General features: G+C 44.1%; 11 protein-coding genes and 1 pseudogene. 8 read left to right on the top strand and 4 right to left on the bottom strand.

Going from position 1 to position 13,768, the window contains the following annotated elements; genetic code table 11:
- The first annotated feature begins 490 nt into the window (after window positions 1-490).
- Genes trpD through trpA form a run of 4 tightly spaced genes read left to right on the top strand, consistent with a single transcriptional unit; the run spans window position 491 to window position 4,944 of the window.
- Window positions 491-1,495 carry an anthranilate phosphoribosyltransferase gene (gene trpD, locus ACNAV8_RS00890; RefSeq protein ID WP_415777043.1) on the top strand — a complete coding sequence of 335 codons (1,005 nt, stop codon included), beginning with the start codon at window positions 491-493 and terminating at the stop codon, window positions 1,493-1,495.
- A gap of 15 nt (window positions 1,496-1,510) precedes the next feature.
- The gene (trpCF, locus tag ACNAV8_RS00885) at window positions 1,511-2,920 is read left to right on the top strand and encodes a bifunctional indole-3-glycerol-phosphate synthase TrpC/phosphoribosylanthranilate isomerase TrpF (RefSeq protein WP_415777042.1); all 1,410 of its coding nucleotides are present in this window, start codon (window positions 1,511-1,513) and stop codon (window positions 2,918-2,920) included.
- A gap of 21 nt (window positions 2,921-2,941) precedes the next feature.
- Window positions 2,942-4,138 carry a tryptophan synthase subunit beta gene (gene trpB, locus ACNAV8_RS00880; RefSeq protein WP_415777041.1) on the top strand — a complete coding sequence of 399 codons (1,197 nt, stop codon included), beginning with the start codon at window positions 2,942-2,944 and terminating at the stop codon, window positions 4,136-4,138.
- A complete protein-coding gene (gene trpA / locus ACNAV8_RS00875; RefSeq protein ID WP_103854678.1) occupies window positions 4,138-4,944 on the top strand; it encodes a tryptophan synthase subunit alpha in 807 nt (268 codons plus the stop codon). The genes trpB and trpA overlap by 1 nt, the downstream gene beginning before the upstream one ends.
- Window positions 4,945-6,191: 1,247 nt before the next feature.
- Here the strand turns inward: trpA and xseA are convergent.
- The 4 genes and pseudogenes from xseA to ACNAV8_RS00855 form a co-directional block, all read right to left on the bottom strand.
- Window positions 6,192-7,745, bottom strand: coding sequence for an exodeoxyribonuclease VII large subunit (xseA, locus tag ACNAV8_RS00870; protein ID WP_415777040.1), 1,554 nt, complete (start codon window positions 7,743-7,745; stop codon window positions 6,192-6,194).
- Window positions 7,746-7,747: 2 nt separating this feature from the next.
- Complete coding sequence (locus tag ACNAV8_RS00865) at window positions 7,748-8,944, bottom strand: ribosomal protein uL16 3-hydroxylase (RefSeq protein WP_103854681.1); 1,197 nt, start codon at window positions 8,942-8,944, stop codon at window positions 7,748-7,750.
- Window positions 8,945-9,071: 127 nt separating this feature from the next.
- Window positions 9,072-9,347: pseudogene (locus ACNAV8_RS00860) on the bottom strand (RnfH family protein); the annotation flags it as partial.
- The gene (locus tag ACNAV8_RS00855) at window positions 9,347-9,778 is read right to left on the bottom strand and encodes a type II toxin-antitoxin system RatA family toxin (RefSeq protein ID WP_103854682.1); all 432 of its coding nucleotides are present in this window, start codon (window positions 9,776-9,778) and stop codon (window positions 9,347-9,349) included. The pseudogene ACNAV8_RS00860 and the gene ACNAV8_RS00855, both read right to left, overlap by 1 nt.
- 100 nt (window positions 9,779-9,878) lie before the next feature.
- Here ACNAV8_RS00855 and ACNAV8_RS00850 point away from each other — a divergent pair, with 100 nt between their 5' ends.
- The 4 genes from ACNAV8_RS00850 (at window position 9,879) to ACNAV8_RS00835 (ending at window position 13,728) form a co-directional block, all read left to right on the top strand.
- Window positions 9,879-10,295 (top strand): EamA family transporter, encoded by a 417-nt coding sequence (locus ACNAV8_RS00850; protein WP_103854683.1) that lies wholly within the window; start codon window positions 9,879-9,881, stop codon window positions 10,293-10,295.
- 50 nt (window positions 10,296-10,345) lie between these two features.
- On the top strand, window positions 10,346-10,939 hold the full coding sequence (pth, locus tag ACNAV8_RS00845; RefSeq protein WP_415777039.1) for an aminoacyl-tRNA hydrolase: 594 nt from the start codon (window positions 10,346-10,348) through the stop codon (window positions 10,937-10,939).
- Window positions 10,940-10,970: 31 nt separating this feature from the next.
- The gene (ychF, locus tag ACNAV8_RS00840) at window positions 10,971-12,062 is read left to right on the top strand and encodes a redox-regulated ATPase YchF (protein ID WP_415777038.1); all 1,092 of its coding nucleotides are present in this window, start codon (window positions 10,971-10,973) and stop codon (window positions 12,060-12,062) included.
- A 358-nt stretch (window positions 12,063-12,420) separates the two neighbouring features.
- Entirely contained in the window at window positions 12,421-13,728 is a 1,308-nt protein-coding gene (locus ACNAV8_RS00835; RefSeq protein ID WP_415777037.1) for a nucleobase:cation symporter-2 family protein, read from the top strand.
- Window positions 13,729-13,768: the final 40 nt, after the last annotated feature.

Raw genomic sequence — 13,768 nt, 5'->3', positions numbered from 1 at the left:
TCGGGTTCCCTTCAGTCTTGCCCGAATGGAAGTTAAATTTTTAGGCGAAAAAAATTGTAATTTTGTGTAGCGAAGCGAAACAAAATCTATTTTTTCGCCGTCCGAAAAATTTAACTGGAATGAGGACAAAAAAGCATAGCTTTTTGAGCGTTGCGTTAGCAACGACCCAATAGGGTGAGCAAGTGAACAAGGTGAACTTGCGAATAATAGCAAGACTGTAGGGTGTGCATTATTCGCTTCGCTCACCCTACGGGCTGTTACCTTCGGTAACATTCAACGCTTTGCGTTGTCTTTTGCCTACTTTGCTTTGCACAAGCAAAGACAAAAAGTGAAACTTTTTGAACGTTGCTTCAGCAACGACCTAATAAGGTGAGATAGTTCGTATTACGAACTATCGAATAAAAGTAGGTCGCCCTTAGGGCGAAAACCTAAAATAGATATATACGATAAAAATTTAAAATAAAATTAACAAAATTCAAAGGAATACCCTATGCAAACCGAACAACTTCTCAGCCAACTTTTTGATAAACAACCGTTAAATCAAGCCCAAACAGAAACGCTCTTTAATGCGGTATTACAAGGGGCATTGAGTAACGAACAGCTCGCCGCCGCCTTAATCGCATTGAAATTACGCGGTGAAACCGCCGAAGAAATCAGCGGTGCTGTGAATGCAGTATTAGCCAACGCTCAGCCTTTTCCAACGCCTGATTATGTTTTTGCTGACATTGTCGGCACGGGTGGCGATGGCGCAAACACCATTAATATTTCCACCGCTTCCGCTATTGTTGGTGCAGCTTGTGGCTTGAAAGTGGCGAAGCACGGCAACCGTAGTGTATCGAGTAAAACGGGGGCAAGTGATGTGCTAACCGCGTTAGGTGTGAATGTGAATATTCCTACGGAAAAAGCCCGCCAAGCCCTTGATGATATTGGCATTTGCTTCCTTTTCGCTCAACAATATCACCCTGGATTTAAACACGCCGTGCCAGTGCGTCAAGCCTTGAAAACGCGTACCATCTTCAATATTTTAGGCCCATTGTGTAACCCCGCACGCCCGAAACATCAATTATTAGGGGTTTATTCGCCTGATCTCATTCAGCCTTATGCAGAAACCGCTGTGCGATTGGGGCATAAACACAGCATTGTGGTACACGGTGCTGGCTTAGATGAAGTGGCCATTCACGGTAAAACAGAAATAGCGGAAATTCGTGATGGACAGATTGAATATTATCATTTAACCCCTTATGATTTCGGCTTTGAGCCACAACCATTAGAAAGCCTACGTGGCGGTGAACCTGAAGAAAATGCCAAAATGTTAACCGCACTTTTACAAGGTAAAGGCAAGGCCGAACACGCCCAAGCGGTCGCAATAAACACCGCACTACTAATGAAATTATTCGGCTATGAGGATCTCAAACAAAACGTTGAAAAAGTGCTTGATGTACTTGCCACAGGCAAAGCCTTTGATACCTTAGTCGCATTGCGTGCGGTAAAATAAGAAAGAGAAAAAACAATGAGCATCAACAACCAAACACCAACGATTTTACAGAAAATCGTGCAAGATAAAGCGCAATGGGTGGACGCGAAATCACGCGCGTTCCCTTTGCAGGATTTTGAAAAAAAACTTGAAAAATCCAACCGCTCTTTTTATCACGCGTTGGCACAAGGCACGCATCAACGCCCTGCTTACATTTTAGAATGTAAAAAAGCTTCGCCATCTAAAGGCTTAATCCGCGCGAAATTTAACCTTGATGAAATCGCTCAAGTGTATAAACATTATGCAGCAGCCATTTCTGTGCTGACGGACGAAAAATATTTCCAAGGGGATTTTGCCTACATTGCGCAAGTACGCAATCAAGTCAGCCAGCCTGTGCTGTGCAAGGACTTTATGATAAGCCCTTATCAGGTGTATCTGACACGTTATCACCAAGCAGACGCTATTTTGCTAATGCTTTCCGTGCTTGACGATGAAACCTATGTCCAGCTCGCCGATTTAGCCCACGAATTGGGAATGGGTGTGCTGACGGAAACCTCAAATCAGCAAGAATTAGAACGTGCCATTGCTTTGAATGCGAAAGTGATTGGCATCAATAACCGTGATTTGCACGATCTTTCTGTGGATCTTGGTCGCACGCCACCGCTCGCTCGCCAAATTCCTGCCGATCGCGTTGTGATTAGTGAATCGGGCATTTATTCCCATCAACAAGTTCAGCAATTAAAACCTTATGTAAACGGCTTTTTAATCGGCAGCAGCCTAATGGGAAGCCTTGATTTGAATAATGCGGTGCGAGCGGTGATTTTTGGCGAAAATAAAGTGTGTGGTTTAACTCGTCCGCAAGATGTGCAAGCGGTGTACAACCAAGGCGCATTATATGGCGGATTGATTTTTGCGGAAAGCTCAAAACGCAAACTTTCGTTGCGCCAAGCGCAAGAACTTGTGACGCAAGCACCGTTGCGTTTTGTCGGCGTATTTCAAAATCAAGAGATTGATTTTATTGTAAAAATCGCCTCGCAGTTAAATCTCTTTGCGGTGCAGTTACACGGTAGTGAGAATGCGGAATTTATCGCACAACTTCGCTCACAGCTACCTGCCCAATGTCAAATTTGGCAAGCCGTTTCTGTTCCCTTAGAAAAACAAAGTGCGGTGAAAATTGAGCCAATTTCTCAAGTTGATCGCTATGTGTTAGACAGCCAGCTCGCGCATCAACAAGGCGGCACGGGGCAAGCCTTTGATTGGTCGCTCATTCCTGCTGAAATCAAAGATAACGCAATGCTCGCTGGCGGCATTAATCAGGAAAATTTAGCCCTTGCCCTATCGCAACATTGCTTAGGGTTGGATATTAATTCAGGGGCAGAAAGCAGCGCAGGCGTGAAAGATGCCACTAAATTAGCGCAATTATTTAAACAAATTTTAGATTATTAAGTAAAAGGAACAATAACGATTATGTCAGAAACGCAACTTAATCCTTATTTCGGCGAATTTGGCGGAATGTATGTGCCAGAAATTTTAGTCCCAGTGCTAAAACAGCTGGAACAAGCCTTTGTGGAAGCACAAGCCGATCCCGAATTTCAAGCAGAATTTCAAGATTTACTGAAAAACTACGCAGGACGCCCTACGGCATTGACGCTGTGCCGTAATCTTACCAAAGGCACAAAAACCAAACTTTACCTAAAACGGGAAGATTTATTACACGGCGGTGCGCACAAAACCAACCAAGTTTTAGGGCAAATTTTGCTCGCTAAACGAATGGGCAAAACGCGCATTATCGCCGAAACAGGGGCTGGTCAGCACGGGGTTGCCACCGCACTTGCTTGTGCAATGTTGGATATGCCTTGTCGGATTTATATGGGGGCAAAAGATGTGGAACGCCAATCGCCAAACGTGTTCCGTATGCGTCTAATGGGGGCGGAAGTCGTGCCGGTGGAGAAAGGATCTTGCTCGCTCAAAGACGCTTGTTGCGAGGCGATGCGGGATTGGTCGGCTAATTATGATACCACTCACTATTTACTTGGCACGGCGGCAGGGCCTCACCCTTTCCCAACTATCGTGCGTGAGTTCCAAAAGATGATCGGGGAAGAAACCAAACGTCAAATTTTGGAAAAAGAAGGACGTTTGCCTGATGTGATTATCGCGGCGGTGGGCGGTGGCTCAAATGCTATCGGAATGTTTGCAGATTTTATTGATGAGGCGAATGTGCGTTTAATCGGCATTGAGCCAGCGGGCAAAGGCATTGCCACAGGGCAGCACGGTGCGCCACTTCGCCACGGCAAAGTGGGGATTTATTTCGGAATGAAATCGCCAATTATGCAAACAGAAGATGGGCAAATCGAAGAATCCTACAGCATCTCAGCGGGCTTAGATTTTCCTTCCGTAGGGCCACAACACGCCCATTTGCACGCTATCGGGCGTGCGGAATATGAAAGCATTACCGATGATGAAGCCCTTGACGCATTCCAAGCACTGGCGAAGCACGAGGGCATTATCCCCGCGTTGGAAAGCTCGCACGCCTTAGCCTATGCGTTGAAATTAATCCAACAAAATCCAGAAAAAGAACAACTCATTGTCGTGAATTTATCGGGACGCGGTGATAAAGATATTTTCACTGTGGACAAAATTTTAACGGAAAAGGGGAAAATCTAATGAGCCGTTTTGAAACCTTATTCGCCCAACTTAACACCAAACAGCAAGGGGCATTCGTGCCATTTGTAACCCTCTGCGATCCTGATTTCGATCGCTCATTTGAAATTATCTGTACCCTTGTGGATAACGGCGCAGACGCACTTGAATTAGGCTTCCCTTTTTCTGATCCCTTATTAGACGGCCCCGTGATCCAAGCAGCGAATAACCGTGCATTAAACGCAGGTTGTAGCACGGCGGAAAGTTTTGCCTTGCTAGCTAAAGTGCGGTCAAAATATCCTGAAATTCCAATCAGCTTATTGCTCTGTGCTAATTTGATTTATGCACAAGGGCTAGATCATTTCTATCAACGCTGTGCGGAAGTGGGCGTGGATGCGGTATTAGTGGCAGATATTCCCCTACTCACCGCCGAGCCTTATATTCGTGCAGCCCAAAAACACGGCGTACAACCCGTTTTCATCTGCCCACCGAATGCCGATGATGCCACCATTCAAGGCGTTGCCCAACACAGCGAAGGCTACACTTATTTAGTGTCCCGTGCAGGGGTAACCAGTGCCGAAAACCAAAGCCACGCAGCGAATTTAGATACGCTAGTAGAACAACTTAAAGCCCACCAAGCACCACCAATCCTACAAGGTTTCGGCATCGCCCAACCTCCACAGGTTAAAGAAACCTTACAACTAGGTGCAGCGGGGGCTATTTCTGGCTCTGCCACGGTTAAAATCATCGAACGCAATTTAGACAACCACGCAAAATGCTTAAGCGAACTGGCTCAGTTTGTGAAAGCGATGAAAGGTGCCAGTTTGTAGAATATTTTGTTATCCACTCCGATAACGGTGCACCTTCCGCTTCATTGCACTAGGCGGCATAAGTTGCTTATCTAAATGGTGGGATTGACTTAGGGATTTATCCTGAACGGCTTAAGCCTGTGCGTCTGAACAAAATGGTCGGCACGAGTGGATGTATAGTAGTTTAAAGGCGAATATTACTCAAGTTGCATTTGACTTGATAGCAAAGCGTGCTAAATAAATTTCGTCAAGGCTACAACAACTATCCTTCACATGAAGGGATTGGAAGAAAAACACCCGCTGCACTTTATCTGCCTTGAACTCATGTTTATACGGATAAAATTGAGCCTTACGTTATGGTAATACAGAACTTCGTAAGATAAAAGGGAGTGGTGAGGCTAAGTGGCTTGATGAGACATATTACCTGACGCAAGTCTTGGCTAATGAACTGGTTGCCTTTATTCCTCATGCAGATAGTGTTTGGCGTATTTATTACCAACAACAGGCAAGTGCCGTTTCTTCGCTGGATTGCAGTGTGAATATTGGATCTAAAAAGTCGATGTGCTTACAGCAAACGATAAATACGAAACTCATTACAAACATACTATGGAGCAAAAAGGCTTCACCATTGCGCTAAATATATCCCTGTGATGCAGGCGATACAAAATACAATGGTAGCAGCGAACACTGCTTGGAGTACTTATTGAAGCAGGTGAAAGCTTAATGAAAGCTAGCAAGTCAGTGATCTAAATATTAAGGTATCTAGCAAAAAATATAGCGAATAAAAAATGGCCATTTAACCCTTTGACCTTTTCGGATAAGCCCTTTCCTCTTGGAAAGCCCCAAAAATCCCTTGGGGGACTTCCCTTTTGTTTTTTCGTAATATTGTCTTGTTTCCAATACAATAAATACACTATGGAATGTTCTTTAAGATGATAAAAAATACTATCAGAGAAAATTGCGTTTTACCAAAAACCATAAATCAAGTGTCAAATTAGCTTGAAATTTATTGCTAATCACCCCATATACAATAAGTCATTTTGTTTAGAAGTGAACTATGAACGATTATGTAAACAACCTTCATCGTGTTTTGTGGATCATTGACACTCGGGAATCAGCATCGCAACGGTATAAACCTTGTTATTTCGCTCAAAAAGCCAAACACGACGTTTTTTCACCAATTATACTTATACTGCGCACAGGTTTACCCCTCTGCGAAAACCACCAAAATAGCTTTTCTTCCCCATCAAGAAAAATTCTCAGAATCCTTATTTTTCAGTGATGATTTGTTTTTCGATTTGCTCAACACGGCTATAAATCACGCCATTCATTAGCTGTGTTTTCACCCGCTCTCCCACTTGCACTTGATGAGTATCAGTAATTGCAATGCCTTGTTCATTTTCAGAAATGGAATAACCACGGGAAAGAATTTTTAGCGGGCTTAATCCGTCCAAGCGTTGGCACAAGGTGGCAAAACGCCCTTGTTTATTTGTCAGCAGTTTTTCTGCGCTAAAATCTAACCGCACTTGTAATTGTTGCAAATGTTGCGCTTGTTTTTGTAAGCGATAAGGCAGCGGATTATTATTCAGCCACTCATTAAGTGCGGTGAAATTTTGCTGTTTTTTTGCCAAATAATGCTGCATTGCGAGCCTTAAACCATAGCCTAGCTGTTGGATCTGGGCTTTTTGCTGATTAAGCTGTTTTTGTGGGTGGCGATTTTGCAAGCGTTGGCTAAGTTGCTGTAATCCTTGTTGTTTCGCGGAAAGGTTGCGTTCCATAGCCAAATGCAAACGCTGGTGCTGTACGGCAATTTGCTGTTGCGATTTTTCCACTGTCCGTTGCATTGCAAATTGCAAGCGGTAAGCAAGCTGTTCTAGCTGGGCTTTTTGTTGATTAAGTTGAATTTGTGGATGACGATTTTGCAAACGCCACACAAGCTGATTTAAGGCTTGGCTTTTTTCATTAAATAGACGATCTAACGCCATTTCTAAACGCTGACGTTTATAGTTAAGCTGTTGCAATAATTCTTGCTGATCACGGCTTACTAATTCTGCCGCCGCAGAGGGCGTGGGCGCACGCACATCGGCCACAAAATCGGCAATGGTAACATCGGTTTCGTGTCCCACCGCGCTGATCACAGGGATCACGGAATTAAAAATCGCGCGCGCCACCGCCTCTTCATTGAAACACCATAAATCTTCTAGCGAACCGCCACCGCGTCCCACAATAAGCACGTCCACTTCTTGACGGCGGTTGGCTAGTTCGATCATTTGTACAATTTCATCAGTGGCTTCTTTGCCTTGCACGGCGGTGGGATAAATCACCACGTTCAGGCTAGGATCGCGCCTCTGTAAAATATGCAAAATATCTTGCAACGCCGCCCCTGTTGGTGAAGTTATCACGCCCACTTTGCGGCTAAAGTGCGGTAGATTTTTTTTCAGATTTTGCGCAAACAATCCTTCCGCAGCCAATTTCATTTTTAAGGCTTCAAATTGCTGTTGCAACAAGCCCTCACCAGCAGGGTGCATACTGTCGATAATCAGCTGATAATCACCGCGCGGCTCGTATAAACTCACACTGGCACGCACCAACACTTGCATTCCATTTTGCGGACGAAACGGCACACGCAGATTTTTCATTCGGAACATTGCGCAACGCACTTGGGCATTTTCATCTTTCAAGGTGAGATACCAATGCCCCGAAACAGGTTGGGTGAAATTGGAAATTTCCCCCGTGAGCCACACTAGCCCAAGCTGCCCCTCCAATAATTGGCGAGCCTGCTGATTGAGCTGTGAAACGGAATAAATCGCACTATTTTCCATTTTTAATCCAACAATACCCAGCCATCATCAAGCCAGTTGCATAGGCTGTCTAACAATAATTCCATTACGCTTTCTTTATCTTGCACGTCAAGCATTAAGGCTTGCAAATCGCCTAAGCCAAGGCTTTCGCCATCTGCTAAACGTTTTAAAATTTGTGCTTCAAGGGGATTGAGTTCATCTAGCCATTCGCCATTGGCATAAATACGCAGCGGCTGCTCGGTGTAAAGCAATTTGCAATTATTATCTTGTGAGAGCAAACAATCTTCCTCCAAAAGCGACCGCACTTCGTCAGGATCGTACTCCCCTTCCGTTGGCAATAATTCGTAACGTCTGCTACTTACTGTGCTTGCTAAGGCTTGTTTAAATAAAGCGTCAAATTGCGGGCTTTCGGCAAGGCTGGCAAGAAATTGTTGTTTAATGGTAGCGATATTTTGCTGTGCCAATAAACCTGTGGGTTGAAGATCTGGGCTAAGGCGCAGTGGAATTAAAAATTCGCTTAGATCCAATTCTAAATTCGGTTGATTAAAGGCTTTGCCCACATTTTCAAAAATATCCGCCAAATTAGGATAACGCAAGCCGAAAGAGAACGTTAGACAATCATCTTGCGCCACGCCATAATGGGATAAACGCGAAGGTACATAAAGCACATCACCGGGTGCAAGTACTTCATCAAGCACCAATTCGCCCATATCATCAAAAATACGGATCGGCTGGTTCGGTTTGAACTCGGTGGTTGGATCGCACCATTTGCCAAGTTGCCAACGGCGGTGTCCGTAGCCTTGCACAAGGAACACGTCATATTCATCATAATGTCGCCCTACTGAGCCACCTTGCGGCGCGTAAGACACCATAATATCGTCCCGTTGCCATTGCGGAATAAAGCCAAAGGCGTTCCAAAGCTGACCTAATTCTGGCAACCATTGTTCCATATTTTGCACCAGCACCGTCCATTGTGTTGGCACATCAGCAAAATCTTCCTCTGCCAGCGGGCTAACGTTGAGTTCCCAATTTTCATCGCTGTTTTGCTTAATTAAGCGTGCGGTAACCTCTTCGCCTTGTGCCAATTCAATAATATCTTCTGGCTCAAACTGCCCCACAATTTGTGGCAGACCATTGCGAATTAATAAGGGTTTCTTTTGCCAATATTCTGTCAAAAATTGTTCTGGGCTAATGTGATCAGGTAAACAAAATTTAATCATCGCCTTGTTCCTCTTGAGTTGAAGATGGTGTTGCCAATTGGGATACAGATTGTTGATCTTGGGCTAATTGTTTTGCGCGTTTTTTCGCTTCTTTTTCAGCTTGCTTTTGCGCTTGCTGTTCTTGCAGCTGCTGTGCCGCACGCTTACGGCGGATCTCTTTAGGATCAGCCAATAACGGGCGATAAATCTCAATGCGATCGCCATTTTCTAGCACATCGGTGAGCTTCGCAGGGCGGCTGAAAATGCCAATTTTATTTTCGCGCAAATCAATTTCACTAAATTGATGCAAAATGCCCGATTGCAAAATCGCTGTTTGCACTGTTGTGCCTTGCTCCATATGCAAGGTTTTCAAAAAATAACGATCAGGCAAGGCATAAGCAATTTCAATTTTTAATTTAGACATTAGGCGTAAACCTCCTTAGCGCGTTGCTTAAACGAATCGATCATTTTGCTGGTAAGATGGGTAAAAATCTGCCCGAATGCCATTGCAATAATCGGATTAGAAAATTCAAAATCCAGTTTTAAGGCAATTTTACAGCACTGCTCATCAATTTCCGTAAATTGCCATTCCCCTTGCAAAAACTTGAAAGGCCCTTCCACCAATTGCATTTGAATACGCTGATTTTCCACCATGGTATTTTGCGTGGTAAAACGCTGGCGAATGCCTGCTTTGCTGATCACCAATTCTGCCGTAAGCTGATTTTGCTGACGGCTTAGGGTTCGGCTTTCCACACAGCCCGGCACAAACTCAGGATAGCGTTCATAATTATTCACCAAATCATACATTTGTTTGGCACTGTAAGGCACTAAGGCACTTTGATTAACACTTGGCATTTTATTTATACTTAGTATTTTTCTCTAAAAAAACTTTGCTATTATAGCGAATATCAAACAAAAGTGCGGTGATAAACACACGAAAAAATAAGGAAAATCGATGAATTGGGTCATTTTCGCCATTGGTTCAGCATTTTTCGCAGGGCTAACCGCCATTTTCGGCAAGCTCGGTGTGGAAGGCATTAACAGCAACCTTGCGACATTTATCCGCACCATTGTGGTACTTGTGGTTGCAGGCGGCATTATTACTCTGCGCAACGAATGGCAACTGCCCCAACATATCGCCACCAAACCCTTTATTTTCCTGCTATTATCTGGCGTTGCTACTGGGCTTTCTTGGCTCTGTTACTACCGCGCCCTGCAACTTGCCCCTGCCTCTTGGGTTGCCCCGATTGATAAACTGAGTGTCGTCATCGCCATTGTGCTAGGCGTAGTGCTATTAGGCGAACCAATCAGCTTAAAACTCATCATCGGATCAATTTTAATTTTGAGCGGTGTATTGGTGTTGGCGTTGTAGCTGTTTTTTCGCTACAATAGCCCACTATTTTTTGTCCAGTTAAAGAAAGTATGTCAGAAATTAAACTCATTGTTGGGCTGGCTAACCCCGGCGATAAATATGCCGATACGCGCCATAATGCAGGGGAATGGGTGATTGATCGCCTTGCTCGTCAATTTAATTTTCAGCTGAAAGAAGAAAGTAAATTTTTCGGTAAAACGGCAAGAGCGGTGATTTTTGGCGAAGAAATTCGTTTTCTCGTTCCTACCACCTTTATGAATTTAAGCGGTAAAGCGGTGAGTGCATTAGCCAATTTTTACCGCATTAAACCTGAAGAAATTCTGATTATTCACGATGAGCTTGATCTCCCTCCCGGCGTTGCCAAAATTAAGCAAGGGGGCGGACACGGTGGACATAACGGTTTGCGTGATAGCATTGCTCAACTGGGTAATAATAAAAATTTCTACCGTCTGCGTGTAGGCATTGGACACCCCGGTGATAAAAATCTGGTTTCTGCCTATGTGCTAGGCAAACCTTCGCCAAGCGATTGGCAACTGATTGACAAAGCCTTAGATGAAGCCGCTGCGTGCGTGGAAATTCTCATCAAAGAAGGCATTACAAAAGCAACAAATCGACTCAATAGCTTTAAAGCGCAAAATACTTAACGCTTTAACATAACACAATTAAGGAAACATTATGGGATTCAAATGTGGTATCGTGGGCTTACCAAACGTGGGTAAATCCACCCTTTTTAACGCATTAACAAAAGCAGGTATTGAAGCGGCAAACTATCCGTTCTGTACCATCGAACCAAACACCGGCGTTGTGCCAATGCCAGATCCGCGTTTAGATGCATTAGCGGAAATCGTTAAACCTGAGCGTGTATTGCCAACCACAATGGAATTTGTGGATATTGCAGGCCTTGTAGCTGGTGCAAGCAAAGGGGAGGGGTTGGGCAACAAATTCCTTGCGAATATTCGTGAAACGGACGCCATCGGCCACGTTGTGCGTTGTTTTGAAAATGATGACATCGTTCACGTTGCAGGGAAAATCGATCCTGCTGAAGACATCGATACCATCAACACCGAGCTTGCACTGGCTGATTTAGATAGCTGTGAGCGTGCCATTCAACGCTTACAAAAACGCGCTAAAGGTGGCGATAAAGAAGCGAAATTTGAATTAAGCGTAATGGAAAAAATTCTGCCCGTGTTAGAAAATGCGGGAATGATTCGCTCAGTAGATTTAGACAAAGACGAATTACACGCCATTAAAAGCTATAACTTCTTGACCTTAAAACCGACAATGTATATCGCTAACGTAAACGAAGACGGTTTTGAAAATAACCCTTATCTTGACCGCGTGCGTGAGATCGCAGCCAAAGAGGGAGCGGTGGTTGTGCCTGTGTGTGCGGCGATTGAATCGGAAATCGCAGAACTTGACGATGAAGAAAAAGTGGAATTTTTGCAAGATCTTGGCATTGAAGAACCGGGCTTAAACCGTGTAATTCGTGCGGGTTACGCCTTACTCAATTTGCAAACCTATTTTACCGCAGGGGTGAAAGAAGTGCGTGCGTGGACAGTTTCCGTAGGCGCAACCGCACCAAAAGCCGCTGCCGTTATTCATACGGATTTTGAAAAAGGCTTTATCCGCGCTGAAGTGATTTCTTATGATGATTTCATTCAATACAAAGGCGAAAACGGCGCAAAAGAAGCAGGCAAATGGCGTTTAGAAGGAAAAGATTATATCGTGCAAGATGGCGATGTAATGCACTTCCGTTTTAATGTGTAATTTTCTGCTAAACAACGCTTTTTAATCGAAAAAATAATCAAAAATCTCACCGCACTTTTTAAAATGTAGTGAGATTTTTTTCATTCCCTGAATAATCCCCTTATACAACTTATAGATTTTTGATTCTCTGGTGTTAGGTCATTTATTTCACTCCAGTTAGCTGTCCTTTGCATTATCTTGCTCCCTTACTCGCCCAATGAACAAACTGATACAACGGCTTAAAGCTTAATTGATATAAAAGATAGAAAAACAAAGTGCGGTGCGATTTTACTAAGTTTTAGCTTCACAAAAGCAAACGATTGCTTAAAATCCATTTTCAAGTATAATGCGCGCTATTTTTTATTACTCAGGAAAGCTTATGAACAACCTACTCTATTCCGTTGAAGACAAACCGCCTTTCAGGTTAAGTCTATTATTAGCCGCTCAGCATTTGCTTGCCGCCTTAGGGGGGATTATTGCTGTGCCATTGGTGATCGGAAATGTATTAAAATTACCCACCGAAGATACCATCACCTTAGTAAATGCTGCGCTACTTATTTCAGGCGTGGTAACCATTATTCAATGCCGTGGTTTAGGCCCAATCGGTATTCGCTTACCAAGCGTAATGGGAACAAGTTTCACCTTTGTGGCTGCAGCCCTTGCCATTGGCTTTAGTGAAGATGGCGTTGCAGGGATTTTAGGCGCTTCACTCGTGGGATCGTTGGTGATGATCATCGGTAGCTTCTTTATGCCTTATATCCGTAAATTATTCCCGCCTGTGGTAACAGGAACCGTGGTGATGATGATCGGTCTTAGCCTTATTCCTGTGGCGGTGGATTGGTTCGCTGGCGGACAACGTAACGATCCGAATTATGCCACACCAGAAAACCTGATGATGGCAAGTTTCGTGTTAGTCATCGTGGTGATTTTAGTGCAATGGGGTAAAGGCATTTTTTCCGCCGCAGCCATTGTGATTGGAATGATGACAGGCTATGTGGTGGCACTCGTCCTAGGTTGGGTAAATTTTGATGGGGTAAAACAAGCGCAAATTTTCGCCGTGCCACAACCGCTACACTTCGGTTTATCTTTCCCTATTGCGGGAATTATTGGTATGTCCATCGCCTATTTGGTGACCATTGTGGAATCAAGCGGTAACTTCTTAGCCTTGGGGAACGCCACGAAAACGGAAATCACAGGGAAACATTTACGCGGTGGCGTGTTGTGTGATGGTTTAGGTTCAGCCCTTGCAGCGATTATGTCCACCACGCCATTTTCTTCTTTCTCACAAAATATCGGTGTAATTTCTCTCACTGGCGTAGCAAGCCGCTATGTTGTTGCCTTAACTGGCGCATTATTGGTGCTAGCAGGCTTATTCCCAGTATTCGGTGCGTTAATCGTATCAATTCCACTGCCAGTACTTGGCGGAGCGGGGCTGATGATGTTCGCAATGATTATTGCCGCAGGTATTCAAATGTTAGATAGCATTGAACGCAGCAAACGCAACGGCTTAATCATCGCCATTTCCATTGGTTGTGGCTTAGCCGTAACCACTCGTCCAGAATTGCTCGAAAAACTGCCGCACTTTTTCAAAGAAGTGTTAGGTTCGGGCATTACTGTGGGATCCTTATTAGCGTTGATTTTGAACTTAGTTCTGCCGCAAGATAAAAAACCAAAAGAGAATGCTTAAAGGTTCATTTTATGAATAAAAAAATTGTCCTAGTTATCAA

The sequence above is a fragment of the Avibacterium endocarditidis genome (assembly GCF_965138825.1).
Classification (GTDB): Bacteria; Pseudomonadota; Gammaproteobacteria; order Enterobacterales; family Pasteurellaceae; genus Avibacterium; species Avibacterium endocarditidis.
Note: the sequence above shows the minus strand (reverse complement) of the source record. Positions and strands in the feature narration are given on the sequence as shown.

Bases quoted from the DNA above. Each gene is read 5' to 3' on its own strand.
- trpD (WP_415777043.1), top strand. From the start codon at position 491: ATGCAAACCGAACAACTTCTCAGCCAACTTTTTGATAAACAACCGTTA.
- trpCF (WP_415777042.1), top strand. From the start codon at position 1,511: ATGAGCATCAACAACCAAACACCAACGATTTTACAGAAAATCGTGCAA.
- trpB (WP_415777041.1), top strand. From the start codon at position 2,942: ATGTCAGAAACGCAACTTAATCCTTATTTCGGCGAATTTGGCGGAATG.
- trpA (WP_103854678.1), top strand. From the start codon at position 4,138: ATGAGCCGTTTTGAAACCTTATTCGCCCAACTTAACACCAAACAGCAA.
- xseA (WP_415777040.1), bottom strand. From the start codon at position 7,745: ATGGAAAATAGTGCGATTTATTCCGTTTCACAGCTCAATCAGCAGGCT.
- ACNAV8_RS00865 (WP_103854681.1), bottom strand. From the start codon at position 8,944: ATGATTAAATTTTGTTTACCTGATCACATTAGCCCAGAACAATTTTTG.
- ACNAV8_RS00855 (WP_103854682.1), bottom strand. From the start codon at position 9,778: ATGCCAAGTGTTAATCAAAGTGCCTTAGTGCCTTACAGTGCCAAACAA.
- ACNAV8_RS00850 (WP_103854683.1), top strand. From the start codon at position 9,879: ATGAATTGGGTCATTTTCGCCATTGGTTCAGCATTTTTCGCAGGGCTA.
- pth (WP_415777039.1), top strand. From the start codon at position 10,346: ATGTCAGAAATTAAACTCATTGTTGGGCTGGCTAACCCCGGCGATAAA.
- ychF (WP_415777038.1), top strand. From the start codon at position 10,971: ATGGGATTCAAATGTGGTATCGTGGGCTTACCAAACGTGGGTAAATCC.
- ACNAV8_RS00835 (WP_415777037.1), top strand. From the start codon at position 12,421: ATGAACAACCTACTCTATTCCGTTGAAGACAAACCGCCTTTCAGGTTA.